Below are 26,840 nucleotides of genomic sequence, written 5' to 3'. Positions count from 1 at the left end.
TCATTCCCGCCCTGCCCACGGGACGAGCACCCGCTCGATCCTGCGGATGATGAATTCGAGCACGAAGGCAATGGCCGCGATCACCAGTATGCCCATCACCACCACGTCGGTGACGAGGAACTGGGCAGCGGACTGGATCATGAAACCGAGCCCGCGCGTCGCGGCCACCAGCTCGGCGGCGACCAGCGTCGACCAACCGGCGCCAAGCGCGATGCGCAGACCGGTCAGGATCGAGGGCAGCGCGCTGGGCAGGGTGACGTGCCTGATCACTTGGCGCTGCGTGGCGCCAAGCGAGCGCGCTGCATTGATGCGTTCCTGCGAGACGCCGCGAACACCCGATGCCGTCGACAGCGCAACCGGAGCCAGCATGGCAATGGCAATCACCAGGATCTTGGACGGCTCGCCAATGCCGAACCAGATAATGATCAGCGGCAGATAGGCCAGCGGCGGGATCGGCCGCAGGAATTCGAGCAGCGGATCGAAGATGCCGCGCCCGATCGTGCTGATGCCGATAGCCAGCCCGATGGGAACGCCGATGACAAGGGCCACGATCAGCGCTGCAAACACCCGCCACAGACTGGCGGCGATATGCTGGAGCAGCGTCGCGTCGACAAAGCCGTCACCGGCGACGACGACAAATTTGTTCCAGACTGCCACAGGCGACGGCAGGAAAACCGGCGACACCAATTGCAGGCGGGCCGATGCCGTCCACACCGCCACCACCATCAGAATGGTGATCGCGCTGACCACGCGGGCCGAAACGCGGCTGCGTCTCGGCCGCGGCCGCGACCATGGCACCGACAGCGCGTCGGCTCCGTCGTCGACTTTGGAGCGCTGCGGCCGCGCGGTATAGGAGGTAACGGTCATGCTGCCTCCCCTTCGAAGATCGCGTCGGTCAGCTCGCCGCGCGCCGCGGCGAAGGCGGGATCGGCCTTGATGCTACGAATGGCCTCGCCGGCTGCATAGCGCCGGCTGAAACCGGCCTCGAAACTCCGCACCACCCGGCCAGGGCCGGGAGCGAGCACAATGATGCGAGTGGCGAGCACCAGCGCTTCGTCGATGCCGTGCGTGACCATCAGCACGCCGACCTGGCTTGCCGTCCACAGATGGAGCAGCGTTGTCTGCATGCGTTCCCGTGTCAGCGCATCGAGTGCGCCCAGCGGTTCGTCGAGCAGCAGGAATTGCGGCTCGGCTGCCAGCGCCCTGGCCAGGCCGACGCGCTGGCGCATGCCGCCGGAAAGCTCCCAGATGCGCTTGTCGCCGTCGCCGTCGAGCTTCACCAGCGCCAGAAGGTCGTCGGCAGTCCGCGCCCGTTCGGCGGCCCTGACACCGCGCAGCCTGAGAGCAAAGGCGACATTTTCCCGCGCGGTCAGCCACGGAAACAATGCGTCGTTCTGGAACACGACGGCGCGGTCCGAGCCTGGCGCCGTGATCGGCCTGCCGCCAATCGTGGCGCGTCCGCGCACAGGCTCGACCAGGCCCGCGGCGACGTTGAGCAACGAGGTCTTGCCGCAGCCGGAACGGCCGACCAGGACAACGAAGTCGTCCTTAGCGATGTCAATCGACACGCGTTCGACGGCCGGCGCCGGCTGGCCGTCATAGTGAACCGAGACTTGGTCGAGCACGAGATGCGTCATGTGGGGTCGCCGATATTCTGAACCTGCCTGCCCCGAAGCCGTTCCTCGTCAGCGGCTCCGGGGCAGGCAACGCGCGTCAGGGAAGGGAGGACGCGCGGTATTGAGCCGCCGCTAATTCGAGGCCAGCGCCTCGCCGACATATTTCGACGACACGTATTTCGAATAATCCGGCAACACGGCGTCGATCTTGCCCTGCTCCTTGAGGAAGGCCGATGTCGCCTCGACCGCCTTGACAGTGCCGCCACCGAGGAACTTTTCCGAGGCTTGCTCCTCGAGCGTCGGGAAGACATAGCCCCTCAGCAGTTGCGGCACGTCTTCGAGCTTGGCCCCGGTGATCCTGGCGATCTTGGCCGCTTGCGGCGAGGACACCGACCATTGATCCGGCTTGGCCAGGAAGTCGGCATAGGCAGCGCCCGTTACTTTGACGAAGTCGCGCACCGCTTCCGGGTTCCTTTCGGCGAAGTCGGTGCGCACGATCCAGGCGTCGAAGGTTGGCGCGCCCCAGGCGGCGACCTGCGAGGAATCCAGCACGACCTTGCCCGTCGTCTTGATCTGGCCGAGTGCCGGATCCCAGACATAGGCGGCGTCGATGTCGCCGCGCGCCCATGCCGCCGCGATCTCCGGTGGCCGCAGATTGAGAATATCGACCGACTTCGGGTCGATACCCTCATGCTTCAGCGCGGCAAGCAGGCTGTAATGCGTCGTCGAAACGAAGGGCACCGCCACCTTCTTGCCGGCAAGGTCGGCGGCCTTCTCGATGCCGGCGCCGTTGCGGGCGACAAGGGCCTCGGATTCGCCGATCAGCCCGACAATGAAGATTGTCTGGATGGGAAGCTCGCGGCTCGCCGCCGCCGCCAGCGGGCTCGAGCCGACATAACCGATGTCGACCGAACCGGAAGCGATGGCGGCGATCACGTCGGCGCCGGAATCGAATTTCCGCCAGTCGATTGCCGCCTTGGTCGCGCTCTCATAGGCGCCGTCGGCCTGCGGCACCTTCGAGGGTTCGACGACTGTCTGGTAGCCGATAGTGATCTTGAGGTCCTGCGCATCGGCTGGGCCGAGAAAGACGGCACCTGCCAGAGCCGCCGAGGACAAGAGAACGATACGTCGCGAAATGGTGGACATGAAAGGCTCCTTGGAAACGAGAAAAACCCGGATTGCGTTTCATAGTCATCTAACTCTATCGTTCTTGTAGAGTTAAATCCTTCCAATCGGCTCGGCCTTGTTAGAAAAAGTCGTCTGGCTAGGGCAGTTGCCCATTCGCACGCTTCTGGGTGATGGCCCGGGTGAAAACCATCGTCCTTGCCCGGGAACCCCTTCCACGCCGTCCATGCCCACAACAAGGATTTTCCCGTTTTCGCCCTGCATCGGCAAACCCGTGCTGTGAATAGGCAAGAAATTGGAAACAAGTTCCCTGTGTTCGCGGTTAAGTCTAGTATGCTTATCGACATTGAAGGATTGGAGAGGACGATGATTGACGCTACCCTCCTTATTGCCGTGCGCGGCATGCTTTGGCCTTCAAATTCAGGGGCAGAAGCTGCCGTCGGTATTCTCGCCGATCGGGACATTCCTGCCACCGGCCAGTTTGCCGGTGTGCCATTCGCGGCGGCTCCTGTGCTCGCAAGGGCACAAGCCCCGGCCAAAATGGCCATTGCGGCTTGAAAACGAAGCAAAATCAACGTTTCTGAGCTTGTATATCATGTCGCTAGAATTTATCTGTAGTGACAGCTTGGACGCGGCGGGGAGGCACGCCAGGCGTTTCGCAACCGGTGGCCTTGCGCCATCGCATGACAGAGAAACGTTCGGGTTATGCTCACGAAAAAAGGTAAATATGGCCTCAAGGCGCTCGTCCATCTGGCGCGCCTGCCGGTTGGACAGCTCGCCTTCGTCAACGACATCGCCACAGGAAACAATATTCCGAAGAAGTTCCTTGATGCCATTCTTGGCGAATTGCGCAATGCCGGGTTCGTCCAGAGCCGCAAGGGCAAGGACGGCGGCTATCGGCTGGCGCGCCCGGCGGACGAGATCAAGGTCGGCCACGTCGTGCGCGTGCTCGACGGACCGCTTGCCCCCATTCCTTGCGCCAGCCGCACCCAGTATCAGCGCTGCGAAGACTGCAACGAGGCGACATGCCAAGTCCGACACCTGATGCTGGAGGTCCGGCAAGCCATCGCCGAGGTGCTGGATCAGCGCAGCCTCGCCGAAATGCGCGACATCGTCGGCGACGAAGACTTTTCGGCGGCGTTGAAAATCCAGGCCTGAACCAATCTCTCCTGAGCCGGCGACGATCGCCAGCACAGCTGGTGTGCGTATGACCGGGCGCGCTACGCCAAATTCGATCATCATTGTCGGTGGCGGCGCCAGCGGCGTCGTGCTTGCGGCGCATCTGCTGAAGTCGCCCAATCCCGATCTCCGCGTCAGCCTGATCGAAAAACGCCCGCATTTTGGGCAAGGCATGGCCTATTCAACGCTGCTGTCGGCGCATGTGCTGAATGTCAGCGCGTCGGGCATGAGCGCCTATGCCGACGATCCCGGCAATTTCTCGCGCTGGCTGCTTGAACGCGGCATAGCGACGCCGGAACAGGCGCCAGTCTATGCGCCGCGCAGCGTCTACGCCCGCTATCTCAAGGAGCTGCTCGACGAGCTCGAGGCGCGTGAGCAGCAGACGGGCCGGCTGCGCCTGATCCGCGAGGAGAGCCTGTCGATCTCGCCGACCGCCTCCGGCGTTGAGGTGGCGCTGGCCAACGGCACCAGCGTGGTCGCGCATCTTGCCGTGCTCGCCACCGGGCATGACGAAGAGCCGGGGGCGGGGCAGGGGCATGCGATCAGGATGGGATCCGAGGCGGACACTGCGCTCGACCCCGAAGCCCAAATCCTGGTGCTGGGCACCGGCTTGAGCATGGTCGATGCCTTCCTGTCGCTCGAGCAGCGCGGCCACCGCGGCGCGATCGTAGCGGTGTCGCGGCGCGGCCTGCTGCCTTCGCCGCATCGCAAGGGCAATCCGATCAAGCTCGACGTCGCCGACATTCCGCTCGGCACCCAGCTTTCCTATTTCGTCGGCTGGTTCCGCGACCTGATCCGGGAAAACCAGAAGGCCGGTATCGACTGGCGCGACGTCGTCGACGGTCTGAGACCCTTCAACCAGAAGATCTGGCAGAACTGGCCGTCCTCGGCCAAGCGCCGCTTCGTCGAGCACACCAAGGCCTGGTGGGATATCCACCGCCATCGCATGGCGCCGGAAGTCTACACCCGCGTTGCCGAGGCGGTGCAAGCGGGCCGCATCCGCCTTGTCGCCGGGCGCGTCGTCGAGATCGCCGCCGGCGACGGCTTCAGCGTACAGGTCCAGTCGCGCCATACGCAGCAGCTCGAAAGGTTCGACGTCACCCGCATCTATGATTGCACCGGCATCGCCAGGGACATCTCGACCACCTCGAACAGCGTGGTGCGGTCACTGGTCGAGCGTGGACTGGCACGGCCGGATCCGCTGCGCCTCGGCCTCGACGTGACCGCGAACTGCGAGGTCATCGCCGGCGACGGCACGGTATCCGCCAAGATCCTCGCCGTCGGGCCACTGACGCGCGGCACCTTCTTCGAAATCGACGCCATTCCCGATATTCGTGTGCAGTGCGCGCGGCTGAGCAAGCGCTTACTCGGATGAGGCTCCCTTCGTCTTGACGCAATTCGGATGCAAGACCGCCGCCGTCGGGTGAAAAGACCTCGACGGCATAGCCGCGTTCGCTGAAGGCGAACCAGGGGTGCGGGAGCTCGCTCCACCAGAGCCGACCAGCCAGCCCGTCGTGGTCGATACAGCCAGGCGATGACGATCGCCACAGGTTTCGGCCGTCTCGCATTGACCGGATTGGTGTCGCGCAGGCTCGTCTTCGTTCTCCTCCATGGATTTGTAGTCGGCGAGGCCGTAAGCCCCGACCCTCGCCAGATGGCCGGGCAAATTCTGCTTTCGTCGTCACCGTGCCTTGCCTACCATGGCGCATGACCCAACACTGAAGACTCTACGGCTGTCCGGTCGAGTTCGCGCTCGACGCGCTCGGCGGCAAATGGAAGACGGTGATCCTGGCGCGCATCAAGGAACAGCCGATGCGCTATTCCGAACTGCGCCGGCTGATCCCTTCGCTTTCCGACAAGATGCTGAAGACCTCGTCAGCCTCTCGGTCTATATCGCCGGCGACCTGGATATAGGGCCGGCCTTCGGCGCCTGGATGGCCTTCTGGGCAAACCGTGGCGCGCCGCCGATCATCAAGGTGCTGCGCGTCGCCGGCCTCGGCAATCCGGATTTTCTGATCGAGATCGAAGCCCAGGCCGCGATCGCCTGAACCCTAAGCAGGTTCTGCAAATCTTTTGCCCTGCCTGGAGCCGGCGAAGCTTTCGCGAAATTCCATTCCCCTGCTGGCGGCCGGATTGGCACGATCTATCTTCTTTCCAACTGCAAACGGCTGGAAAAGACGATAGGTTGCCGTCTTCCAGGGCGGTTGCTCATTCTGGCAACGGAGCATCTGATATGAGCAAGCACAAGATCGTGGCACAGGACGATGCGTCGTCCCGCCTGCGCCCGCCCTATGCCTCGGTTCTCGACCTGATCGGGCAGACGCCGGTCGTCGAGCTGACCAAATTCGACATCGGCAAGTGCCGGCTGTTCATCAAGCTCGAAAGCCAGAATCCCGGCGGCTCGATCAAGGACCGCATCGCGCTGTCGATGATTGCCGCCGCCGAAAAACAGGGCAAACTGAAACGCGGCGGGACGATCGTCGAGGCGACCGCCGGCAACACCGGTCTTGGTCTCGCCCAGGTCGGCATCCCCAAGGGCTACCACATCATCCTTGTCGTGCCTGACAAGATGTCGCGCGAAAAGATCCAGCATTTGCGGGCGCTCGGCGCGGAAGTGCGCATGACGCGTTCCGATGTCGGCAAGGGCCATGCCGAATACTATCAGGACATGGCCGAAAAGATCGCCGCCGAGTTGCCCGGCGCCTTCTACGCCAACCAGTTTGCCAACCCGGCCAATCCGCATGCCCACGAGACCACGACCGGGCCGGAAATCTTTCAGCAGCTCGAAGGCGATGTCGATGCGGTTGTCGTCGGCGTCGGCTCCGGCGGCACGCTGACCGGGCTCGGCCGCTACTTTGCGAAAGTCTCGCCGAAGACCGAGATGGTGCTCGCCGATCCGGTTGGCTCGGTGCTGGCGCCGTTGATCAAGACCGGCAAGATGGTAGAGGCCGGAAGCTGGACCGTCGAAGGCATCGGCGAGGATTTCGTGCCGCCCAATGCCGATCTGTCGCTGGTCAGGAAGGCCTATTCCATCCCCGACAAGCAGAGCATGCTTGCGGTGCGCGACCTGCTTTCGAAGGAAGGCATTCTCGCCGGCTCGTCGTCGGGCACGCTGCTTTCGGCAGCACTCCGCTATTGTCGCGAGCAGACCGTGCCGAAGCGCGTCGTCACGTTCGTCTGCGACAGCGGCAACAAGTACCTGTCGAAAGTCTTCGACGATTTCTGGCTGGCCGAGCAGGGCCTTGCCGAGCACGAGCAGCATGGCGACCTGCGCGACCTGGTGATGCGCACGCTCCGCACCGGCGATGTCGTGTCCGTCGGCCCCGACGAAAGCCTGCTCAACGCCTATGGCCGCATGCGCCGCTCGGATGTCTCGCAACTGCCGGTGCTGGACGAGGGCAAGCTCGTCGGCATCATCGACGAAAGCGATATCCTGGCCAAGGTCGAAGGCCCCTATGACAGCCGCTGGGACCGCTTCAAGGCCCCGGTTCGTACGGCGATGACCTCCAATCTGCATACGCTGCAGGCCAGCCAGACGCTGGACGCGCTGTTGCCGGTGTTCGACCGCAACGAGGTCGCCATCGTCTTCGACGGCGACGAATTTATTGGCCTGATAACCCGCATCGACCTGATCAACCATCTGAGGCGCGCCCGATGACCATAAAAGCCACTGTATCGGGCAAAAACCGCCTCGCCTTCTCGACACGCACCATCCATGGCGGTCAGAGCCACGATCCGACGACCGGCGCGGTGATGGTACCGATCTACGCCACCTCGACCTATGGCCAGCAGAGCCCGGGCGTGCACAAGGGCTTTGAATATGCCCGCAGCCAGAACCCGACGCGCTTTGCCTTCGAGCGCGCCGTAGCCGATCTCGAAAGCGGCACCGCTGCCTTCGCCTTCGCTTCCGGTCTGGCGGCGATCGCCACGGTGTTTGAATTGCTTGATTCAGGCGCGCATATCGTCGCCACCGACGACATTTATGGCGGCACGTTCCGATTGCTCGAGCGGGTGCGCAAGCGCTCGGCCAATTTGCAGGTCGACTTCGTCGACTTCACCGATCTTGCCGCCGTCGAGGCGGCGATCCGCCCTGAGACCAAGCTGCTCTGGGTCGAGACGCCGACCAATCCGCTCCTGCGTGTCGTCGATTTGGAGGCGGTCGCGGCACTGGCCAGGCGCAAAGGCGTGCTTTCGGTCGCCGACAACACCTTCTGCAGCCCCTATCTGCAGCGGCCGCTGGAGCTCGGCATCGACATATCAGTCCATTCGACGACCAAATACCTCAATGGCCATTCCGACATGGTCGGCGGCGTCGCCGTGGTCGGCGACAACAAGGATCTCACTGAGCGGCTGAAATTCCTGCAGAACGCCATCGGTGCCATTTCCGGGCCGTTCGACAGTTTCCTGGCGCTGCGCGGCTTGAAGACGCTGGCGCTCAGGATGGAGCGCCATTCGTCCAACGGCCAGAAGATCGCGCACTGGCTGGAAAGCCGCCCCGACATCCGTCGTGTCATCTATCCCGGCCTGCCCAGCCATCCGCAGCACGCCATCGCCAGGCGGCAGATGCACGCCTTCGGCGGCATGATCACGGTCGAGCTCGACCGCGACCTTGCGGGGACAAAGCGCTTCCTCGAACACACGCAACTGTTCACGCTGGCCGAAAGCCTCGGCGGCGTCGAAAGCCTGATCGAGCACCCGGCGCTGATGACGCACGGCTCGATCCCGGCGAAAAACCGCGCCGAGATCGGGATTTCCGATTCGTTGGTGCGCTTATCGGCCGGCATCGAGGATGGCGACGATCTGATCGCGGATCTGGATCAGGCGCTGGCGAGTTGAGCCCGGCAACAAGAACCTTGCGAGACGTCGGCGGACAGTGCCCCTCTGCCCTACCGGGCATCTCGGCCACGAGGGGTGAGATTGGCCGTCATCTTGCGCTTTCGCCAACCTCCAACGCTGAAACACGGACGGGACGGCGAAGCTGCCGATCTCCCCGCTTGTGGGGAGATGTCCGGCAGGACAGAGGGGGCGTGAAGGATCGCCAACGAGCGGCGCCTGTTCTGCATCCATCCATGTGTCTTACATTCTATTCCGTTGACCTTGGCGCCATCTGGCAGAATTGTAGCTTCCTGATCCACCTTGCTGCCTGGCTCCGGAAGCTATGAACAACCGACAACGCAACCAACCGACGGCAAGCGATACCCCGCTCACTTTCGCCATCCTGGTCTTCCCCGGCTTTCCGATGATGGCGTTCAGCTCGGTCATCGAGCCGCTCCGCGCCGCCAACGTGCTGGCCAAGCGGGACTGCTACCGCTGGATCATCGTCGGCGCCGCCGAAGGCCCGGTGGAGGCCTCGAACGGCGTCGTCATCCAGCCCGGCTTTTCCGCCCATGACGCGCCGAAGGTCGATCGCATCGTCGTCTGCTCAGGCGGAGATGCCGATCATCTCGTCGCGTACGATGCCGTGAGCTGGATCCGCAAGAGCATGCGCGGTGGCGCCCATATCGGTGCTGTGGCGGATGCGGCGTTCTTCCTTGCCCGCGCAGGCCTGCTCGACGGCCACGCCTGCACCTTGCACTGGACCAGCCAGGCGGCCTTCACCGAGGCCTTTCCCGACATCGAGCTGAGGCGCGATCTCTATGTCATCGACCGCAAGCGCTTCACCTCGGCCGGCGGTGTCGGCAGCCTCGACATGATGCTGGAGATCATCACCCGCGATTATGGCGCCGAGCTGTCGGCCGGCGTCGCCGAATGGTTCGTGCACAGCCCGCTGCGCTCCAGCGTCGACCGCAAGCTGATGCCGCTGCGCTTACGCACCGGCGTGCAGAACGAACTGGTGCTGTCGGCCATCGCCATCATGGAGGATGCAGTGGAGGAACGGCTCGGCATGGCGGAGTTGGCGAATAGGCTTGGCGTCTCCTCCGACAAGCTCGAACGCAATTTTCGCTCCGAGCTCAGCATTTCGCCCAACGGCTACTACCGCCGGCTGCGGCTGAAGCGTGCCGCCGACCTGCTGGCGCATTCCACGCTGATGGTGCGCGACGTGGCGCTCGCCTGCGGCTTCGCCTCGATGTCGAGCTTTGCGCGGGCGTTTCGGGAAGAGCATGGGCATGCGCCGAAGGTGATGCGCAGGCATTAGGGGCCTCTGCAAGCCGCAAACGTCGGAGATTAGCCCTCCGTTCGTCATCCCAGGGCGGAGCAAGGAGCGAAGCGACGCGGCGCAGACCCTGGGATCCATGCCGTTACCTCGCGGCAGTGCTCCTGCGGACCAGAACCGAATGCTACCACCCCGTCCCGCGAAAAAGCTCGAACCATTCCGGATTGGTCTTCTCGATCAGCTCGATCTTCCATTGGCGTGGCCAGCGCTTCAGCGACTTCTCCCGCTGGATGGCGTCGACAATGTCGAAATGTTCCTCATACCAGACCAGACGCTGCACACCGTAGCGGCTGGTGAACCGCGAGCCCTCGCCGGATTTGTGCTCCGGCATGCGGCGGCCGAGATCATTCGTAACCCCGATATAGATCGTGCCGCGCTTCTGGCTTGCGGTCATGTAAACGTAGCCGGTCATGGTTTCAGGGTAGCGAGCATCGATGCGCGCACAAGCGCCATTCCGCCGCATTCTACGACCAATGTCACGGCATGGATCCTAGGGTCTGCGCTGCGTCGCTTCGCTCCTTGCTCCGCCCTAGGATGACGAAAACGTTCGGGCTCACAGTCAATCGCCGAGGTAATTGAAGGGGGCTGCCGCCTAGCGGCATACGGCACAACACCTGCGGGATTTCGCACAGACTTTGCGCCACCCTTGGCCCATCCTCGCCGCTTCCAGGAGGCACCCATGAGCATTGTCGTTTTTGACCCCGACAGCACCGAGGACGTCGACTTCAAGGACCGCATGCGCCATCCGGCGGCGGCCGATCCGGCCGGCGGCATGTGGCTGTCCGATACCGAGCCGTCCTTCATCGACGCCGACGCGCTGCGCAAGGGGCGCCTTGCCAGGCTGCGAGCCTGGATGCGCGAGGCCGGCTATGGCGGCGTCGTCCTGTTCGACCCCTACAACCAGCGTTACGCCACCGGTTCGCGCAACATGTTCGGCTATTTCCTGCGCAACTCGACGCGCTATTTTTTCATACCGACCGAAGGGCCGATCGTGCTGTTCGAATATCCGCAGAGCTACCATGTCTCGATGGTGCTCGACACGATCGACGAGGCGCGTCCGTCCAAGCTCGTATGGTCTTCGGTGTCGGGCCGCGACGACGAAACCGCGGGTCCCTTCGCCGACGAGATCGCCGATTTGCTCAAGGCGCATGGCGGCGGCTCGATGAAGCTCGGCCTCGACCGCTGCAGCCATCTGCAGGCGCTGGCGCTCGAGAAGCGCGGCTGCGACGTCCGCGATTGCCAGGGCGAGATTTTGGCGGTGCGCGCGGTCAAGACGCCCGAGGAAGTAAAATGCCTGCAGGTGTCGATGGCCGGCGCCGAGGCCGCCGTCTATGCCGTGCGCGAGGCGATCAAGCCCGGCGTTTCCGAAAACGAGCTGTTCGCCACCATGTATGGCGAAGTGATCCGCCAAGGCGGCGAGTTCATCGAAACCCGTTTGCTGACCTCGGGCCAGCGCACCAATCCTTGGTTCAACGAAGCGAGCGGCCGCAAGATCAGGCCGGGCGAACTCTTGGCGCTCGATACCGACACGATCGGCTGCTACGGCTATTATTCGGATTTCTCGCGCACCTTCCGCTGCGGCCCGGGCAGGCCGACGGATTACCAGAAGTCGCTCTACAAGATGGCGCACGACCAGGTTCAGCACAATATCGGGGTCGTCAAGCCCGGCATGGCGTTTCGCGAGATTGCCGAAAAGTCCTGGAAGATCCCGGACCGCTTCGTCGACGAGCGCTATACCTCGGTCATGCACGGCGTCGGCATGCATGGCGAGACGCCGTTCATCGCGCACGCCATGGACTACGAGACCTATGGCCGCGACGGAGTCATCGTGCCCGGCATGGTGGTCAGCGTCGAGAGCTATATCGGCGAGAAGGGCGGCCGCGAGGGCGTCAAGCTGGAGGACGAGATCCTGATCACCGAGACCGGCACCGAGCTTCTGTCGCGGTTCCCTTATGAGGACGAGTTCCTTGACAGGCAAGTTTGAGTGCTGACAGGCAGTTTTGCATGAAAAGCCCGATCTCGATCAGGCGCGGCACAGTGGCGGCGGTGTTCATCGATCTCCAGGAGGAGCATCGGCGGGACAAGCGCTATCTGGTCGAAGGCTATGGCGACATCCTCGCCAACGTCCAGCGCCTGCAGGCAGCAGCACGGGCCAATCATGTGCCTTTGTATCACTGGGCCTATGTCGTCGATCTCGCCACGGCACGGCCGTTCCATCCGGTCGAGGCCAACGGCAAGTCGGCTTTCTCCGACAAGGACGGTCCGCTGACGGCGATCTGTCCGGAAGTGGCGCCTGCAGCCGGCGAGACGATGCTGGTCAAGACGCAGGCCAGCGCCTTTGGTGGAGGGCCTACCGCCGGGCGGCTCAAGGCCGACGGCATCGAATGGCTGGTCGTTGCGGGCGTCTGGACCGAGGCCTGCATCGATGCCACCGTCAAGGATGCGGTGGCGCTCGGGTTTCGCGTGCTGCTGGTCAAGGATGCCTGCGGCAGCGGCAGCACGGCGATGCACCAGACGGCCATCCTCAACCTCGCCAACCGGCTCTATGGCGGTGCCGTCACCACCACCAAGGCCGCCTGCCGGCTGCTGGCAGGCGAGACGGTCGACGCCTGGCAGGTCGAGGGCTCGGTGCCGCTGCGTTTCAGCTATGAAAACGCCGCCCGCCTCTATGCCGAGCTCTGAACGGAATCGCGCCGCGATGGTCACCGAAGCCGATCGACCCGAAACGACAGACCGCGGAAAATACCTGACGCTGCTCGATCCGGAGCTGTGGGCCTATATCGATCGGGTCAACGAGTGGTATCCGCCCGAAATCGTCTACATGCCGATCGACAGGCAGCGGGCGGTCTATGACGCCATGTGCCGGGCCTTTCGTGAGCCCTATCCGGCCGGCGTCAAGGCCAGCGACAGCAGCGTCGGCGACCGTGCAATCCCGGTCCGGCGTTACCATATGGCGGGAACGGCGCCGCAGGCGATGGTCGTCTATTATCACGGCGGCGGCTTCGTGCTTGGCGGGCTCGACAGCCATGACGACATCTGCGCCGAGATCTGCGCCGGCACCGGCTTTGCGGTTCTGTCCGCCGACTACCGGCTGGCGCCGGAACATCTGCATCCGGCGGCCTTCGAGGATGCGCTGGCCGTATTCGAATGGGCTGCGGCGACGACCGAACTGCCCATCGTGCTCTGTGGCGAAAGCGCCGGCGGCAACCTGGCCGCAGCAGTGGCGCAGGCGACGCGCCGCCATCCTCGCCGCGCGATCGGCCAGGTGCTGATCTATCCCGAATTGGGCGGTGACGAGCTAGACGGCCCAGAGCTGGACGGCAAAGCGCGCACCGGCTCCTATATCGAGCACGCCGAGGCACCGCTGCTGACATTGCGCGACGTCGAATTCTACCGCCATATCCGATCAGCGAAGGGGCAGTCGCCGGACGACCCGACATTTTCGCCACTTAGCGATAGCGACTTCTCCGGCCTGCCGCCGACGGTCATCGTCACCGCGCGATGCGATCCGCTGTCATCGGACGGCCAGACCTATCGCGACCGAATCCTTGCCGCCGGGGGTAAGGCATGGTGGCGCGAGGAGCCGCGCCTCGTGCACAGTTTCCTGCGCGCCCGCAAGACCGTGCCGCGCGCCAGCGAGGCCTTTGATCGCATCGTCGCGGCTATAGCCGCGCTGGGCGGGGGCAAGTGGCCGGAGTGACGGCGGAGTGCGGCTCTCATGCCGGCCAGGCAAGCGCAGAAATCCTCTCTCCTCAAGCTCCCCACTGCGGAACAGCGCACAACAACTGCGGAAACCTGAACACTTGCCCGCTCAGGCCAGCATTATCATCACCTCACGTAAGGCGCCCCTGCGAAACGCATCCACCCCCGCGGCGCGGTCGGTCGGAGGCGCCCAACAAAGAGGGAACGACGATGAAGTTCATGCTGACCGATCGGAAATTGCATCCGCAGGCCGCGCCCGTCGCCGACGGCTTCAAGAAGGGCCAGATGAACCGGCGCGAATATCTCGCCACCATGGCCGCGTTTGGTGTCAGCGCTGCCGGCGCGCTGGCGCTTGGCGGGCTTGCTCCGTCACCGGCCAGGGCCGAGGAGGCGAAGCGCGGTGGCGTCTTGCGCGTTGCCATGAACGTCAAGGGCTGGAAGGATCCGCGCACCTTCGACGGCGTCGAGATGTCCAACGTCGCCCGCCAGTGTAATGAATATCTGGTGCGCTGGAACCGCGACTTCACCTTCGAGCCATGGCTGCTCGAGAGCTGGGAGACCAGCGACGATGCCCGCGTGCTGACGCTGCATGTCCGCAAAGGCGTCAACTGGTCGAATGGCGACACCTTCAACGCCGACGATGTCATTCACAATCTGACGCGCTGGTGCGATGCGTCCGTCGCCGGCAATTCTGTCGCCGCGCGGATGGGCGCGCTGGTCAACGCGGACACCAAGAAAGCCGTCGACGGCGGCATCGAACGCGTCGACGACTTCACCGTGCGGCTCAATTTGCCCAAGCCCGACATTTCACTGATTGCCGGCATGGCCGACTATCCGGCACTGATCATGCACCGCAGCTATGAAGGCGACGGCGACCCGCTGAAGGCATTGGCGATCACCACCGGGCCGTGCGAACTCGTGGCATGGGACGCCGAGGTCGGCGCCGAAGTCCGCCGCAAAGACAAGCCATGGTGGAAGGGCGAGTTCTACCTCGACGGCATCAAATGGGTCGACTACGGCTCCGACCCCAACGCCATGCTGTCGGCCTTCGAATCGGGCGAGATCGACACCGACCACGAAACCGCCTCCGACACGGTTGCGCAGACCGACTCGATGGGCCTGAGCAATTCCGAGATCGCCACCGGCTCGACGATCGTCGCGCGTTTCAATGTCGCCAATCCGCCCTATGACGACATCAAGGTGCGCCGCGCCGCCCAGCTCGCCGTCGACAACGCCGCTGTGCTGAAGATCGGCATGGACAACCGCGGCAAGCCGGCCGAGAACCATCATGTCGGGCCGATGCATCCCGAATATGCCGATATCGGCCCAGCCGTGCGCAACATCGATCAAGCCAAGGCCCTGCTCGCCGAGGCCGGCAAGGCCGATCACGAATACGAGCTCATTTCGGTCGACGTCGACTGGCAAAAGACCACCGGCGACGCCATCGCAGCGCAGATGCGCGAGGCTGGGCTGAAGATCAAGCGCACGGTGCTGCCGGCCGCCACCTTCTGGAACGACTGGAGCAAATATCCGTTCTCCTGCACCGAATGGCTCGGCCGGCCGCTGGGCATCCAGGTGCTGGCGCTGGCCTACAAATCGGGCGCCGCCTGGAACGAGAGCGCTTACGCCAATCCGGAATTCGACAGCCTACTCGACAAGGCGCTGGCGATGCCCGATGCCGGCGACCGCAAGGAGATCATGGCGAAGATCGAGCAGAATCTCCGCGATTCCGGCATTATCATCCAGCCCTACTGGCGCTCGGTCTACCGCACCTACCGCAAGGGCGTCCATGGCTGCGAGCAGCACCAGTCGCTCGAGCAGCATTTCGAGAAGGTTTGGCTCGAGGCGTGACTCGTGCCGCCCGACGGAAAGCCGGCGCCCAAGGCAGCGGAAGCCGGCGTCAGCCGGCGGTGCCCGCCCTTGAAATCTCCCGCCCGAGGCGCACCGTTTCCCGCACCAGCAGGTCCAGATCGTCACGCCGGGTACGGTGGTTGTTGATGGCGACCCTGAGGCAATGCTGGCCATGCACCGTCGTGTCGGAAATGGCGGCGATGCCTTCTTCCTGCAGCCTCAGCATGATCTCGGTATTGAGCGCTTTCAGGCGCTCAGCGTCCAACCCATCGGCGCGATAGCGAAAGCAGACGATGTTGATGTTCACCGGCGCCACCAGCTCGAGCGCCGGTTCGGCCTCGATCAGCTCACCGAGATAATGCCCTTGCGCGATGTTCTGGTCGATCAGCCGGCCGAACTTTTCGATGCCGTGTTCTCGCAGCGCCATCCACACCTTCAGCGCCCGGAAGCCGCGTGAGGTCTGCAAGCCGTAGTCGTGCAGCCATTGGCCGGAGGCCAGGCCGCGCGGCGTCGATTCCAGATATTCCGGCGTCACCGCGAACGTGCGGCGATGCGCGGAGGCATCCCGGATCAGCGCGCAGCCGACCTCGAAGGGCGCGTGCAGCCATTTATGCGGATCGAGCGCGATTGAGTGGGCGTGCTCGATGCCGGCAACGCGATGCGAATTGTCCGGCGCAATCGCAAGCAAGGCGCCGATGCAGCCATCGACGTGAAACCACAGATCCTCTTTTGCCGCCAGGTCGGCCAGCGCTTGCAGATCGTCGATTGCGCCGGTGTTCACCGTGCCGGCCGTACCGATCACGCAGGCCGGCTTGAAACCGGCGTCACGGTCCTCGGCGATCGCCGCCCGTAACGCAGCGATGTCGATCCGCAGCCCGGCATCGCTCGGGATGCGGCGCAGCGCCCGGTTGCCGAGGCCGAGCGCCTCCATCGCCTTGCGATGACAGGAGTGAAGCTGGTCGGAGCCGTAGAAACGCAGTGGCTTGTCGATGCCAGCAACGCCGTGCTCGCGTATGTCGATGCCGGCCTTGGCGTTGCGCGCCACGGTCAGACCGATGATGTTGGCCATCGAGCCGCCGCTGACCAGTGTGCCGCTGGCCGATTGCGGAAAGCCCATCATGTCCTTGCACCAGTCGACGACCTGGTTGTCCATCAGCGCGGCGGAATGGTTGCCGCCGCCGAGGTTGGAGCCCTGGATCGCCGCCAGGAAATCGCCGAGCGCGCCGGTGAAATTGCTCGAGCCCATATACCAGGACCAGAAGCGCGGATGGATGTTGCCCATCGGATAGGGCATCAAGCTCCTGGTGACGTCGCCATAGATTTCTGCCAGCGGCGCCGGCGAACGCGGCAGCGGCGATGTGAAGAAGGTCCTCACATCGACCGGCATCTCCTGCCACACCGGACGCTCTCTGACATCGCGCAGGTAAGCGACGGCATCGTCGACGATCCGATGCGACAGGACCTGCACATCGGCCCAGTTCGAGGGGTCAAGCGTTTCCTCGCTGGCCGTGACGGCCAATCCAGGTTTCGTGTCCATGCAGGCCGCTCCCGATGTGCCGCCGTCACGCCGGAAACTGGCAGCCGGGCGTCGACTGCGAAAGCGCGGTCTCCTCGGCGTCCATCTCCGCTTCGATGCCGTCGAACAGCGGCGTGGTCATGTAACGCTCGCCGGTGTCGGGAAGCATGCACAGGATCACCGAGCCGGGTAGCGCCTTTTCCGCGATCTGCCGCGCCACCGCGAAGGTCGCCCCGCCGGAGATGCCGGTGAAAATCCCTTCCTTCTGCGCCAGCGCCTTGGCCCATTTCATGCCCTCGGGCCCGGCAATCGGCACCACGTCGTCGTAGAGGCTTGTATCGATCGCCTCCTGCAGCACGTCCGGAATGAAGTCGGGCGTCCAGCCCTGGATCGGATGCGGCTCGAACGCTGGATGGCTGGCGGCAGGCGCGCCGCCGGCGCCGCGCTGCTGCGGCTTGCCGCTGCCGATAAGCTGCGCATTGGCCGGTTCGGCGAGCACGATCCGGGTCTCCGGCCGCTCGCGGCGCAGCACGCGTCCGACGCCGGCGACGGTGCCGCCCGTGCCATAGCCGGTGACGAAACAGTCGAGCCGCGAGCCGGCGAAATCGTTGATGATCTCGCGCGCCGTGGTCGCTTCGTGAATGGCGGCATTGGCCTTGGTCTCGAACTGGCGGGCAAGGAACCAGCCATTGGCCTCGGCGAGCTCCACCGCCTTCGTGTACATGCCAAAACCCTTCTGGGCGCGCGGCGTCAGCACCACCTTGGCGCCCAGCATGCGCATCAGCTTGCGGCGTTCGATGGAAAAACTGTCGGCCATCGTCACCACCAGCGGATAGCCCTTCTGGGCGCAAACCATGGCAAGGCCGATGCCGGTGTTGCCGCTGGTCGCCTCGACCACGGTCTGGCCCGGCTTCAAGGCGCCGCTGCGCTCGCCCTCCTCGATGATGTTGAGTGCCAGCCTGTCCTTTACCGAGGCGGCGGGATTGAAGAACTCGGCCTTCACATAGATCGTGGCATGGTCCGGTCCGAGATTATTGATGCGGATCACCGGCGTATCGCCGACCGTGTCGAGAATGCTGTCGAACAGACGGCCGCGCCCGGCGGTGGTTCTGATTTTCTGTTGATGCAACATGTCGATCTCCTCGCGTTGTCGTTGTCTCTTGTCGTCACGGGCCGGTTACAGACCGGTGGCTTGGGCGGCGAGGTTTCGAGACCTTGCCACGCTACATCTGCCTCCCGGCAATGCCAGCATCCGGCGCGGGAATTCGCTGCCGGATGCACCGTGTCACGTTTGGTGATAAAACAAAGGCCGACTGGCCAGCGTGGGAGCAGGCGTGGAAACTTACGTGGAATCCGCCCGATCGAGCCTCGGCGGCGAGATGGCCGGTCTTTCCGTGCGTCTGCTCGGACCGCTGACGATCGCACGCAACGGCATCATCATCCAGCTCCCAAAATCGCGCAAGCTGCGTGCGCTGCTCGCCTATCTGGCGCTGGCGCCGCATCCGGTCGGCCGCAGCCGCCTCTGCGAGCTTTTGTGGGATGTGCCGAACGACCCGCGCGGCGAGCTTCGCTGGTGCTTGAGCAAGCTTAGAGGCATCCTCGATGAACCGCACCATCGCAGGGTCGAGACACCAGGCGACACGATCGCGCTTGATCTGAGAGGTGCTTCCGTCGACGCTGTCGACATAGCTTCGGCCGCCGCCAAGGGCGTTGAGACGCTCGGTCTGGAGCGGCTGCAGGCTCTTTCCGGAATGTTCGCCGGCGATTTTCTCGATGGGCTGGAGATCGACCGCAGCCCGCATTTTAACGGTTGGCTGATCGCTCAGCGCCGCCGCTTCAGCTCCTGGCACGCCGCAATCCTGGAACACCTCGTCAACAAGCTTCCGGCGGATGCCGACGAAATGTCCTCGCATCTGGACAAATGGCTGGAACTCGCTCCGTTCGACGGGCGCGCGCATGTGGCTCTTCTGAAAAGGCTGGCGCAGCGCGGCCAGTTTGGCGCGGGCGAGGAACATCTCGCTTCCGCGGCGCGGCTGTTTGCTTCAGAGGATCTGGATTTCGGAGCCGTTCGTGAGGCATGGCGGACGATCCGCGGCGAACGACCTGCAGCAGCGCTCTGGGCGCGACCTTCACTCGTACCCGCGGCCCCCCACGCGTCAATTGTGCCTCCCCGTTCCGATACTGCTGCATCGCAGAAGGCTTCGCTCGCCGTGATGCCGTTTGCCGAAGAGGCGGCTGTCGGCGGCCCGCGCGGTGGATTGGCCGACGGCCTCACCCACGACATCATCACCCGCCTGGCCAAGCTCAGGGACTTTTTCGTCATCGCACGCGGCTCGGTGTTTGCGCTCGCCGAAAAAAACATTGCGCCGGAGGACGCCGGCCGCCGGCTCAACGTCGACTATGTCGCCACCGGCACGGTACGCTGCCAGGCAGCCCGCGTCGTGGTCAGCGTGGAACTTGTCGAGGTGCGCACGGCCAGGATCGTCTGGGCCGAGACGTTCGAGCGCAGACCGGACGACATCTTTACCGTGCTCGACGACATCGGCAACAGCATCGTCTCGTCGATCTCGGCCGAGATCGAAACCGTCGAGCGCAACCGCGCCATGCTGAAGGCGCCCAATTCGCTGAACGCCTGGGAAGCCTACCATCGCGGGCTCTGGCACATGTATCGCTTCACCCGCACGGAAAACGAGCAGGCCCGGCATTTCTTCGACACGGCCTTGAAGCTCGATCCGACCTTCGCCCGCGCCTATGCCGGCCTCTCCTTCACCCATTGGCAAAATGCCTTCCAGCGTTGGGGCGACCGCGACCAGGAAAGCGCCTTGGCCTTCGAGGCAGCCGGCCAGAGCCTGCTCGTCGACGATCACAATCCAGCCGCTCACTGGGCCATGGGGCGGGCGCTGTGGCTGCGCGGCGAACAGGACGGCTCCCTCACCGAGCTCGAACGCGCCGTAGACCTCAGCCCGAATTTCGCGCTCGGCCACTATGCGCTGTCATTCGTCCATTCGCAGTCCGGCGACCCGCAGGCCGCGATCGGCTCGTCCGACCATTCCAGGCATCTAAGTCCCTTCGATCCGCTGCTGTTCGGCATGTTGGGCGCCAGGGCGATGTCGCATGTCCGGCTTGGCCAGTTCGACGAGGCCGCCGAATGGGCGCTGAAAGCAGCCGCCCGTCCCAACGCCCATGCCATCATCCTGGCGATTGCCGCGCATTGCCTTGCGCTGGCGGGGCGGCTGAGCGAGGCACGAAGTTTCGCCGCTGCGCTGCGCAAGATGCTGCCGAACTACTGCGCCGACGATTTCATCGGCACCTTTCGCTTCGAGCCGGACGCCGAGGCGCTGTTCCGGCAAGGCGCCAAGCGGATCGGGCTGGGGTGAGACAAGGCGTGGTTCGTCCGGCTCTCTAAACCGCTCATCGCGGCTGGCGCCACGAAACATCGTCATGTCCGCAGCCAAGGCGCATCGTCAGGCTGACCTTGAGGATGTTTGCCGTCGCTTGGCCCGACGGCCAGTACGAAAAGTCGGCAAAGGGGCGGCGTTTCTTTCGGCCCCCGCAACGGGTTGGGCTGGGTTCGAAAAAAAATACCACAATAGATCGCGATTAGGGCGATCTTATAAGAAGTGGTCTCGTCGCGTCTTTTCGTAGAGCTGGCGCAAAAGTCACAACGATATGGAGCATTACTTGTATCAACGAGAAGCAAAGCTAATGGAACGTTCCGTAATCGTGCTGGAGACGAATGTTTCAGTGTCTGCTAAGATAACCGGTGCTGATTCCGAAATATTAAGCATCTGCCAAATTCAATCCTGCGATATTGGGATTTGTCCTTGTCACAGGCGGACTCGGATGCAATTTCTTGGAGGCACAGCCGCGTCAGCGGATTGTTGAAACATGCTTGGGCGGACGGGGCACTAAGCATGGAGAGGCATATTGACATTCGCTAATGCGGCGGCCCCCGCCGGGAGCGTTCCCTCCGACGTTAGAGATTACGACAACCATCGGCTAAGTCGTCGAATGCGTCGCCCACAGCCTGGCTCTCGTTTGATAGCCGGCGAAGCTTTGCCCTCCTCCGATTGGCGCCAGACTCCGCGGCAAAGGCGGGGATCGCCGCCTGCAACGGCCTTCCGATATGGACGATGTCCGCCAGCCAGTCGGAGGAATGAACCATGAAATTCGTAATCTGTGCGGCCTTGGCCACTGCTGTGATGGCGATCGCCGGTTGTACCACCGACGATTACGATGATTGTCGCGGAAAGGGCTGCCTGGTTGATCCGCCCCACAAAGCCGGCCGAAAGATTGATGACCGGCCGCAGTTCGACAGGAACGGCAATCCCAACTTCGATACCAGCGGCCGTTACATCGGCTGCCATGGGCTCGGATGTAAAGTCGACGATCCTGATGACGGGGATCAAACCATCGACGACAGACCGCAGTACGACAAAGAAGGCAATCCCAACTTCGATACGCAAGGCAACTACCAAGGCTGCCGCGGCATCGGCTGCGAGGTCGATACACCGGACGATGACAGTTCATCGGACGATGACGATTCCGAATAAGGGACTCCGGGGCGAAAAAGGAGGAAGCCAATTATGCCTGAATTCAGCGGCCTGGTCCGGCGATATGCCAAAATCGTTATGGCCGGCCTCACGGGGCTGGGAATGACGCTGACATCCGCTTTCGCTGCGGGTAGCGCCTGCGACGGCATAAAGGTCGAAGCGACGAAGGCGCGCAAGCAGGAATATGCCACGCTCGTCGCCGCGGCGTTGAACAACAAGGTCAAGCCGGCTCGGGTGAAGTTCATCACGATCATGGAGAACGGCAACTGGAGCGCCGCTTACGTCTCCACGCCCGTGAGCGACGACGGTGTGATGTTCTTCCAGACAGTCGATGGAAAAAAGCAGTTCCGCGACGTCTGGGGCGGCTATGCCGAGCCGTCGGAAAAACCTGAACTGGTATCCTGGGCGAAGAAGCTCGGAGCGCCGCAAGACCTGGCAAAGTGTTTTGCCGAGCAAGTTACGGAATGATGGTGATCGGTGGAGATTTGCCGCCGACGCCGTTGGCGCATGAGGAGAACAACTATTCCGGCGTGACGGAAGTCGCGTCACGGTCCCCGAAGGTGACAAAGCTGATCCAACGAAAACCAGATAATCAGACCATGGGCACGGCTAACCGTGGCAATGACGGACAGCAACATGGGGCGGGGCTGAGCAACTTAAGAGCTTGACTGCAACCGGAAAGGGAAATCGATGAAAACCGCAATACTGATTGCTGCCATGGTTCCGGCCATGCCGACTTTCGCCTTCGCCGAGGACAAGTGCGCCGATGCCAAGGATCAGGCCACCATGAACCAGTGCTTCGGTGCCGAGTTTCAGAAATCCGACAAGAAGCTCAACGAGCTTTACAAGCAGATCGAAGCCCGCCTGAAGAACGACGCGGATACCAAAAAGCTGCTTGTCCAGGCACAGCGCGATTGGGGCAAGTTTCGCGACGCGGAGTGCAGTTTCCAGACCGCGGGAGCGGCCGGAGGAAGCATGATGCCAATGCTCATCGCGCAGTGCATGGACGGCCTTACGCAATCCCGTGCCAAAGACTTCGAAGGCTATCTGAAATGCCAGGAGGGCGACATGAGCTGCCCTGTTCCGGCCGCGAACTGACACACGCCGGCGGCGAGCGTGGCGTCGCCGCCGGACATGAAAGGATGCGAGGGGTTGCGTCGGCGCGCAAGGGCAGTGCGGACAATTTGCTCAACGGCGATTTCATCGACGGTCCACTGTGCGATGTCCAAAGGGAGCCTGTGGCGGCATCGACAATGTGCCGGCCTTTGACAAGCGGCAATTCGTCGAGACCAATGTGCCCGGTTCGGGCCATGGCTACGGATGTGCGTGCATGAGCGTCGTGACCAACGCCAAACAGCAAAAGATCACCAGAGTAATCTCGGGCGAAATCCTTCCGCTGGTGCGCTGTCGCAACGACAGATCGCTGCCTAGCCCGGGCCGATAATTATTGGATACAAAAAAGCCCGGCAAAACCGGGCTTTTTCTTGGAGTCTCCGAACCATATCAAACGGTCCGAAACGGGAATTTGGTGCCCAGAAGAGGACTCGAACCTCCACTCCTTGCGGAACACGGACCTGAACCGTGCGCGTCTACCAATTCCGCCATCTGGGCTGGTGCGCGCTCATTAAGCGGGCGAGGGATGAGTGTCAACGCGCTTTTTTGAATGCCGCGTTCCTTCTCCGCCTCAGCCCTCCAGCACTTCCTTCGATGCCACCGTCGAATCGGCGTTGAGCGTATAGATGACCGGCACGCCGGTGCCGAGTTCGAGCTTGACGATCTCCTCGCCCGATTTGCCGTCCAGCGCCATGATCAGCGCGCGCAGCGAATTGCCGTGTGCTGCCACCAGCACGGTACCGCCGCGCAGCACATGCGGCTGCAGATCGTGCAGGTAATAGGGCCAGACGCGCGCGCCGGTGTCTTTCAGGCTTTCACCGCCGGGCGGCGCCACGTCGTAGGAGCGGCGCCATATATGCACCTGCTCCTCGCCCCATTTCTTGCGCGCATCATCCTTGTTGAGGCCGGAGAGATCGCCATAGTCGCGCTCGTTCAGCGCCTGGTCGCGGATGGTCTCGAGCTCGCTCTGGCCAACGGCGTCGAGAATATGCTGGCAGGTCTTCTGCGCCCGGATCAGCGACGACGTGAAGGCGATGTCGAATTTCATGCCGCGCGCCCTGAGCTTGGCGCCGGCCGCCTTGGCTTCGGCATGACCCAGTTCGGTCAGGTCGACGTCGCGCCAGCCCGTAAACAGGTTCTTCAGGTTCCATTCGCTCTGGCCGTGGCGCACGAGCACGAGAGTTCTCGACATATTTGCTCCTTCAAATTTTGTGAATCAGCCAAATCTTGTGGATCAGCCAAGTCTGTGGATCAGCCAAGTCTGTATCAGCTTGTCAGGCCGAGTACGTCCCGCATCGAATAGAGGCCCGGCTTGCGGCCGCGCGCCCACAGGGCTGCCTTGACCGCGCCGCGGGCAAAGATCGCCCGGTCTTCGGCGTGGTGGGCAAGCGTGATGCGCTCGCCGGTACCGGCCAGCACCACACTGTGGTCGCCGACCACCGAGCCGCCGCGCAAGCTGGCGAAACCGATCGAGCCGCTCTTGCGCACGCCGGTATGGCCGTCGCGCACGCGAACATCGTTGCCGGCAAGTGCTACGCCGCGCCCGGCAGCGGCGGCTTCGCCGAGCAGCAGCGCCGTGCCCGATGGCGCATCGACCTTGTGCCGGTGGTGCATTTCCAGGATCTCGATGTCGAAATCGTCGGCATCGAGCGCGCGCGCCGCCTGCTCAACCAGCACCGCCAGCAGATTGACGCCGAGGCTCATATTGCCTGACTTGACGATCGTCGCGTGGCGCGCCGCCGCCGCGATCCTGGCATTGTCTTCGGCCGAGCAGCCAGTGGTGCCGATGACATGGACGATGCGCGCCTGCGCGGCGTAGCCGGCGAATTCGACGGTCGCCGCCGGCGTGGTGAAATCGAGCACGCCGTCGGCCTTGGCGAAGGCCGGCAGCGGATCGTCGCCGATTGCCACCTCGAGCCTGCCGACGCCGGCGAGCTCGCCGGCATCCTTGCCGATATGGGGCGAGCCGGCCCGCTCGATGGCGGCGGCGACGCGGGCACCCGGTATCGTGTGGATGGCGCGGATCAGCGCCTGGCCCATGCGGCCGGCCGCGCCCACCACCACCAGGCCCATTTCCCCCGTTTCATTGATGTTGACGGTCGGTGTGTCGCTCATGAATGTCTCCCGGCCGCCTGTTTCGCGTGACCATTTTGCGCAGCAGTCTGGATTGGCTTGGCATCATCGACAAGCCCCAGCCCTTTCCTGCCCTGCACCCGGTGGAACCGCGCATAGACGCTGTGCGGGTCGGCCATCAACGAGGCATGCGTGCCCTGTTCGACCAGCCGGCCCTGCTCGAGCACGATGATATGGTCGGCATTGACCACTGTCGACAGCCGGTGCGCGATGACGATCGTGGTGCGCCCTTCCATGACATGGGTCAGCGCTTCCTGGACGCGGGCCTCGGCCTCGTTGTCGAGCGCCGAGGTGGCTTCATCGAGCAGCAGGATCGGCGCCTGCCGAACGATGGCGCGTGCAATTGATACACGCTGGCGCTGGCCGCCCGACAGCGTCACGCCGTTCTCGCCGACCGGTGTGTCGTAGCCTTGCGGCTGCTGGCGGATGAAATCGTCGGCCGCGGCCTGTTGCGCGGCGCGTTCAATCTCGGCGTCGGTGGCGCTCAGACGTCCGTAGCGGATGTTGTCGCGGATGGTGCCTTCGAACAGATAGGGCTGCTGCGAAACATAAGCGATCGAGCCGCGCAGCGAATGCTTGGTGACCTTTGAAATGTCCTGACCGTCGATTTCGATGCTGCCCGACTCGACGTCGTAGAAGCGCTGCAGCAGCGCAACTAGCGTCGTCTTGCCGGCGCCCGAGGCGCCGACGATGGCGGTCACCTTGCCGGCGGCGGCGACAAAGCTCAAATTCTGCAGGACCGGCGCTTCTTCGACATAGCGAAAGGACACGTTGTTGAAGCGCACTTCGCCAGAGGTGAATTTCGCCTCGGCGGCTCCCGGCACGTCACCCTGCTGCGGCTCGAGGTCGAGAAGCTCGTAGATCATGCGCGCATTGACCAGCGACTTTTCCATGCCGACCTGCATGCGCGCCAGCCGCCTGGCGGGGTCATAGGCAAGCAGCAGGGCGGTGATGAAGGCAAACACCGCGCCCGGCGGCTGGCCGCCGACGGTCGCCCGGTAGCCGGAATAGGCGATGACGCCGGCTACGGCGAAGCCGGCCAGCATTTCGGAGATCGGCGTCAGCCGTTCCGAGACGCGGGCGATCTTGTTTGCCCGCTGCTCGGCGCCGGCGACGAGGCCGCCGATGCGGCGCGACAGCTCTTCTTCCAGGGTGAAGGCCTTGACGATGGCGATGCCTTGCGTTGCTTCCTGCATGGCGCCGATCAGCCGCGAGTTGATCTGCACCGATTCACGGGTGATGCGACGCACCCGGCGCATCAGATAGGTGACACTGTAGATCAAAGGCGGGCCGATCAGCAGCGACATCGCGGAGAGCATCGGGTCCTGCCAGATCATGACGCCGACCAGCGCGACAAGCGATACCGCATCGCGCGCCAGCGATGTCAGCGTCATCGACAGGAGATCGCGGATGCCGTTGACGTTCTCGTTGATCTGCGCGGCGAGCCGGCCCGAGCGGGTGTCGTTGAAGAAGCCGACGCCGAGCTTCATCAGGTGGTCGAAGATGCGGCGTTGATAGCGCGCTACCAGATTGTTGCCGATTTTGGCCAGCGTCACTGCCTGGCCGTAGCTGGCCAGCCCGCGCAGCATGAAGGCGGCCAGGATCGACACGCTGATCAGCGCGATAAGATCGCCGCGCCGTTGGTAGAAGATCTGATCGATGACATCCTTCATGATCCACGCTGTGAAGGCGGTCGTCGCCGCGATCGTCACCAGGCACAGCACGGCAAGAGCATAGTACCAGCGATAATCGCGGCTGTTCTCGGCGATGATGCGGCGGATAACAGCCACGATCTCGCTGGGACGGACTTTCCCTTTGGTTGGTGCTGGAAGTGTCACGTTTGAGCGCTTTGTGGTTTCGGTTCGGCCGGGCTGCAATTCGGCAACCTCTTAACGCCC

At 63.5% G+C, this 26,840-nt stretch carries 26 protein-coding genes and 1 tRNA gene; 17 read left to right on the top strand and 10 right to left on the bottom strand.

What is annotated here, in order from left to right:
* The 3 genes from NKJ17_RS20325 to tauA all read right to left on the bottom strand — a co-directional run bounded on the left by NKJ17_RS20325 (position 1) and on the right by tauA (position 2,762).
* Positions 1-867 (bottom strand): ABC transporter permease subunit, encoded by an 867-nt coding sequence (locus NKJ17_RS20325; protein WP_352508608.1) that lies wholly within the window; start codon positions 865-867, stop codon positions 1-3.
* Positions 864-1,637, bottom strand: a complete 774-nt coding sequence (locus tag NKJ17_RS20320; protein WP_352508609.1) for a taurine ABC transporter ATP-binding protein — start codon at positions 1,635-1,637, stop codon at positions 864-866. The genes NKJ17_RS20325 and NKJ17_RS20320 overlap by 4 nt, the downstream gene beginning before the upstream one ends.
* 111 nt (positions 1,638-1,748) lie before the next feature.
* The gene (gene tauA / locus NKJ17_RS20315) at positions 1,749-2,762 is read right to left on the bottom strand and encodes a taurine ABC transporter substrate-binding protein (RefSeq protein ID WP_352508610.1); all 1,014 of its coding nucleotides are present in this window, start codon (positions 2,760-2,762) and stop codon (positions 1,749-1,751) included.
* A gap of 312 nt (positions 2,763-3,074) precedes the next feature.
* Here tauA and NKJ17_RS20310 point away from each other — a divergent pair, with 312 nt between their 5' ends.
* From NKJ17_RS20310 to NKJ17_RS20280, 7 genes are all read left to right on the top strand, one after another.
* Entirely contained in the window at positions 3,075-3,299 is a 225-nt protein-coding gene (locus tag NKJ17_RS20310) for a hypothetical protein (RefSeq protein ID WP_352689817.1), read from the top strand.
* Between the two features lie 147 nt (positions 3,300-3,446).
* Positions 3,447-3,899 (top strand): RrF2 family transcriptional regulator, encoded by a 453-nt coding sequence (locus NKJ17_RS20305; protein WP_352476864.1) that lies wholly within the window; start codon positions 3,447-3,449, stop codon positions 3,897-3,899.
* Between the two features lie 49 nt (positions 3,900-3,948).
* Positions 3,949-5,295 (top strand): FAD/NAD(P)-binding protein, encoded by a 1,347-nt coding sequence (locus NKJ17_RS20300; protein WP_352508612.1) that lies wholly within the window; start codon positions 3,949-3,951, stop codon positions 5,293-5,295.
* A gap of 437 nt (positions 5,296-5,732) precedes the next feature.
* Entirely contained in the window at positions 5,733-5,834 is a 102-nt protein-coding gene (locus NKJ17_RS20295; protein ID WP_352689816.1) for a hypothetical protein, read from the top strand.
* A 319-nt stretch (positions 5,835-6,153) separates the two neighbouring features.
* The gene (locus tag NKJ17_RS20290) at positions 6,154-7,578 is read left to right on the top strand and encodes a pyridoxal-phosphate dependent enzyme (RefSeq protein WP_352689815.1); all 1,425 of its coding nucleotides are present in this window, start codon (positions 6,154-6,156) and stop codon (positions 7,576-7,578) included.
* On the top strand, positions 7,575-8,756 hold the full coding sequence (locus NKJ17_RS20285; RefSeq protein WP_352689814.1) for a cystathionine gamma-synthase: 1,182 nt from the start codon (positions 7,575-7,577) through the stop codon (positions 8,754-8,756). Before NKJ17_RS20290 ends, NKJ17_RS20285 begins: the two co-directional genes overlap by 4 nt.
* Positions 8,757-9,078: 322 nt before the next feature.
* The gene (locus NKJ17_RS20280) at positions 9,079-10,056 is read left to right on the top strand and encodes a GlxA family transcriptional regulator (protein WP_352689813.1); all 978 of its coding nucleotides are present in this window, start codon (positions 9,079-9,081) and stop codon (positions 10,054-10,056) included.
* A gap of 142 nt (positions 10,057-10,198) precedes the next feature.
* On the opposite strand, the gene NKJ17_RS20275 is transcribed toward NKJ17_RS20280, so the two are convergent.
* The gene (locus NKJ17_RS20275; RefSeq protein WP_352689812.1) at positions 10,199-10,486 is read right to left on the bottom strand and encodes a GIY-YIG nuclease family protein; all 288 of its coding nucleotides are present in this window, start codon (positions 10,484-10,486) and stop codon (positions 10,199-10,201) included.
* 267 nt (positions 10,487-10,753) lie between these two features.
* Here NKJ17_RS20275 and NKJ17_RS20270 point away from each other — a divergent pair, with 267 nt between their 5' ends.
* The 4 genes from NKJ17_RS20270 to NKJ17_RS20255 all read left to right on the top strand — a co-directional run bounded on the left by NKJ17_RS20270 (position 10,754) and on the right by NKJ17_RS20255 (position 15,627).
* Positions 10,754-12,058, top strand: coding sequence for a M24 family metallopeptidase (locus NKJ17_RS20270; RefSeq protein WP_352689811.1), 1,305 nt, complete (start codon positions 10,754-10,756; stop codon positions 12,056-12,058).
* Positions 12,059-12,078: 20 nt separating this feature from the next.
* Entirely contained in the window at positions 12,079-12,756 is a 678-nt protein-coding gene (locus tag NKJ17_RS20265; RefSeq protein ID WP_352689810.1) for an isochorismatase family protein, read from the top strand.
* A gap of 16 nt (positions 12,757-12,772) precedes the next feature.
* Positions 12,773-13,774 (top strand): alpha/beta hydrolase, encoded by a 1,002-nt coding sequence (locus NKJ17_RS20260; protein WP_352689809.1) that lies wholly within the window; start codon positions 12,773-12,775, stop codon positions 13,772-13,774.
* A gap of 212 nt (positions 13,775-13,986) precedes the next feature.
* On the top strand, positions 13,987-15,627 hold the full coding sequence (locus NKJ17_RS20255; RefSeq protein ID WP_352689808.1) for an ABC transporter substrate-binding protein: 1,641 nt from the start codon (positions 13,987-13,989) through the stop codon (positions 15,625-15,627).
* Between the two features lie 49 nt (positions 15,628-15,676).
* On the opposite strand, the gene NKJ17_RS20250 is transcribed toward NKJ17_RS20255, so the two are convergent.
* The gene (locus tag NKJ17_RS20250; RefSeq protein ID WP_352689807.1) at positions 15,677-17,164 is read right to left on the bottom strand and encodes a pyridoxal phosphate-dependent decarboxylase family protein; all 1,488 of its coding nucleotides are present in this window, start codon (positions 17,162-17,164) and stop codon (positions 15,677-15,679) included.
* Positions 17,165-17,189: 25 nt separating this feature from the next.
* The gene (locus NKJ17_RS20245) at positions 17,190-18,275 is read right to left on the bottom strand and encodes a PLP-dependent cysteine synthase family protein (protein WP_352508625.1); all 1,086 of its coding nucleotides are present in this window, start codon (positions 18,273-18,275) and stop codon (positions 17,190-17,192) included.
* Positions 18,276-18,522: 247 nt separating this feature from the next.
* Here NKJ17_RS20245 and NKJ17_RS20240 point away from each other — a divergent pair, with 247 nt between their 5' ends.
* From NKJ17_RS20240 to NKJ17_RS20215, 6 genes are all read left to right on the top strand, one after another.
* Positions 18,523-20,520 carry a transcriptional regulator gene (locus NKJ17_RS20240; RefSeq protein WP_352689823.1) on the top strand — a complete coding sequence of 666 codons (1,998 nt, stop codon included), beginning with the start codon at positions 18,523-18,525 and terminating at the stop codon, positions 20,518-20,520.
* A 786-nt stretch (positions 20,521-21,306) separates the two neighbouring features.
* Positions 21,307-21,696, top strand: a complete 390-nt coding sequence (locus tag NKJ17_RS20235) for a hypothetical protein (protein ID WP_352476851.1) — start codon at positions 21,307-21,309, stop codon at positions 21,694-21,696.
* Between the two features lie 33 nt (positions 21,697-21,729).
* Positions 21,730-22,164, top strand: coding sequence for a hypothetical protein (locus NKJ17_RS20230; protein WP_352689806.1), 435 nt, complete (start codon positions 21,730-21,732; stop codon positions 22,162-22,164).
* Complete coding sequence (locus NKJ17_RS20225; RefSeq protein ID WP_352689805.1) at positions 22,161-22,364, top strand: hypothetical protein; 204 nt, start codon at positions 22,161-22,163, stop codon at positions 22,362-22,364. Before NKJ17_RS20230 ends, NKJ17_RS20225 begins: the two co-directional genes overlap by 4 nt.
* A 22-nt stretch (positions 22,365-22,386) precedes the next feature.
* Positions 22,387-22,794, top strand: a complete 408-nt coding sequence (locus NKJ17_RS20220) for a lysozyme inhibitor LprI family protein (RefSeq protein ID WP_352689804.1) — start codon at positions 22,387-22,389, stop codon at positions 22,792-22,794.
* A 118-nt stretch (positions 22,795-22,912) separates the two neighbouring features.
* On the top strand, positions 22,913-23,140 hold the full coding sequence (locus tag NKJ17_RS20215) for a DUF4087 domain-containing protein (RefSeq protein WP_352689803.1): 228 nt from the start codon (positions 22,913-22,915) through the stop codon (positions 23,138-23,140).
* An 82-nt stretch (positions 23,141-23,222) separates the two neighbouring features.
* On the opposite strand, the gene NKJ17_RS20210 is transcribed toward NKJ17_RS20215, so the two are convergent.
* The 4 genes from NKJ17_RS20210 to NKJ17_RS20195 all read right to left on the bottom strand — a co-directional run bounded on the left by NKJ17_RS20210 (position 23,223) and on the right by NKJ17_RS20195 (position 26,780).
* Positions 23,223-23,307: transfer RNA gene (locus tag NKJ17_RS20210), tRNA-Leu, on the bottom strand.
* 73 nt (positions 23,308-23,380) lie between these two features.
* A complete protein-coding gene (locus tag NKJ17_RS20205) occupies positions 23,381-24,001 on the bottom strand; it encodes a 2,3-bisphosphoglycerate-dependent phosphoglycerate mutase (RefSeq protein ID WP_254817988.1) in 621 nt (206 codons plus the stop codon).
* 74 nt (positions 24,002-24,075) lie between these two features.
* Positions 24,076-24,900, bottom strand: coding sequence for a 4-hydroxy-tetrahydrodipicolinate reductase (gene dapB / locus NKJ17_RS20200; protein ID WP_352689822.1), 825 nt, complete (start codon positions 24,898-24,900; stop codon positions 24,076-24,078).
* A 20-nt stretch (positions 24,901-24,920) separates the two neighbouring features.
* A complete protein-coding gene (locus NKJ17_RS20195; RefSeq protein ID WP_352689802.1) occupies positions 24,921-26,780 on the bottom strand; it encodes an ABC transporter ATP-binding protein in 1,860 nt (619 codons plus the stop codon).
* Positions 26,781-26,840 lie beyond the last annotated feature (60 nt).

The organism is Mesorhizobium sp. M0208, from assembly GCF_040322015.1.
GTDB lineage: Bacteria > Pseudomonadota > Alphaproteobacteria > Rhizobiales > Rhizobiaceae > Mesorhizobium.
Note: the sequence above shows the minus strand (reverse complement) of the source record. Positions and strands in the feature narration are given on the sequence as shown.

Bases quoted from the DNA above. Each gene is read 5' to 3' on its own strand.
- NKJ17_RS20220 (WP_352689804.1), top strand. From the start codon at position 22,387: ATGAAAACCGCAATACTGATTGCTGCCATGGTTCCGGCCATGCCGACT.
- NKJ17_RS20305 (WP_352476864.1), top strand. From the start codon at position 3,447: ATGCTCACGAAAAAAGGTAAATATGGCCTCAAGGCGCTCGTCCATCTG.
- NKJ17_RS20255 (WP_352689808.1), top strand. From the start codon at position 13,987: ATGAAGTTCATGCTGACCGATCGGAAATTGCATCCGCAGGCCGCGCCC.
- NKJ17_RS20225 (WP_352689805.1), top strand. From the start codon at position 22,161: ATGATGGTGATCGGTGGAGATTTGCCGCCGACGCCGTTGGCGCATGAG.
- NKJ17_RS20320 (WP_352508609.1), bottom strand. From the start codon at position 1,637: ATGACGCATCTCGTGCTCGACCAAGTCTCGGTTCACTATGACGGCCAG.
- NKJ17_RS20205 (WP_254817988.1), bottom strand. From the start codon at position 24,001: ATGTCGAGAACTCTCGTGCTCGTGCGCCACGGCCAGAGCGAATGGAAC.
- NKJ17_RS20245 (WP_352508625.1), bottom strand. From the start codon at position 18,275: ATGTTGCATCAACAGAAAATCAGAACCACCGCCGGGCGCGGCCGTCTG.
- NKJ17_RS20300 (WP_352508612.1), top strand. From the start codon at position 3,949: ATGACCGGGCGCGCTACGCCAAATTCGATCATCATTGTCGGTGGCGGC.
- NKJ17_RS20260 (WP_352689809.1), top strand. From the start codon at position 12,773: ATGGTCACCGAAGCCGATCGACCCGAAACGACAGACCGCGGAAAATAC.
- NKJ17_RS20235 (WP_352476851.1), top strand. From the start codon at position 21,307: ATGAAATTCGTAATCTGTGCGGCCTTGGCCACTGCTGTGATGGCGATC.
- NKJ17_RS20265 (WP_352689810.1), top strand. From the start codon at position 12,079: ATGAAAAGCCCGATCTCGATCAGGCGCGGCACAGTGGCGGCGGTGTTC.
- NKJ17_RS20240 (WP_352689823.1), top strand. From the start codon at position 18,523: ATGGCCGGTCTTTCCGTGCGTCTGCTCGGACCGCTGACGATCGCACGC.
- NKJ17_RS20280 (WP_352689813.1), top strand. From the start codon at position 9,079: ATGAACAACCGACAACGCAACCAACCGACGGCAAGCGATACCCCGCTC.
- NKJ17_RS20270 (WP_352689811.1), top strand. From the start codon at position 10,754: ATGAGCATTGTCGTTTTTGACCCCGACAGCACCGAGGACGTCGACTTC.
- tauA (WP_352508610.1), bottom strand. From the start codon at position 2,762: ATGTCCACCATTTCGCGACGTATCGTTCTCTTGTCCTCGGCGGCTCTG.
- NKJ17_RS20250 (WP_352689807.1), bottom strand. From the start codon at position 17,164: ATGGACACGAAACCTGGATTGGCCGTCACGGCCAGCGAGGAAACGCTT.
- NKJ17_RS20230 (WP_352689806.1), top strand. From the start codon at position 21,730: ATGCCTGAATTCAGCGGCCTGGTCCGGCGATATGCCAAAATCGTTATG.
- NKJ17_RS20310 (WP_352689817.1), top strand. From the start codon at position 3,075: ATGCTTATCGACATTGAAGGATTGGAGAGGACGATGATTGACGCTACC.
- NKJ17_RS20295 (WP_352689816.1), top strand. From the start codon at position 5,733: ATGCGCTATTCCGAACTGCGCCGGCTGATCCCTTCGCTTTCCGACAAG.
- NKJ17_RS20285 (WP_352689814.1), top strand. From the start codon at position 7,575: ATGACCATAAAAGCCACTGTATCGGGCAAAAACCGCCTCGCCTTCTCG.
- NKJ17_RS20275 (WP_352689812.1), bottom strand. From the start codon at position 10,486: ATGACCGGCTACGTTTACATGACCGCAAGCCAGAAGCGCGGCACGATC.
- NKJ17_RS20325 (WP_352508608.1), bottom strand. From the start codon at position 867: ATGACCGTTACCTCCTATACCGCGCGGCCGCAGCGCTCCAAAGTCGAC.
- NKJ17_RS20290 (WP_352689815.1), top strand. From the start codon at position 6,154: ATGAGCAAGCACAAGATCGTGGCACAGGACGATGCGTCGTCCCGCCTG.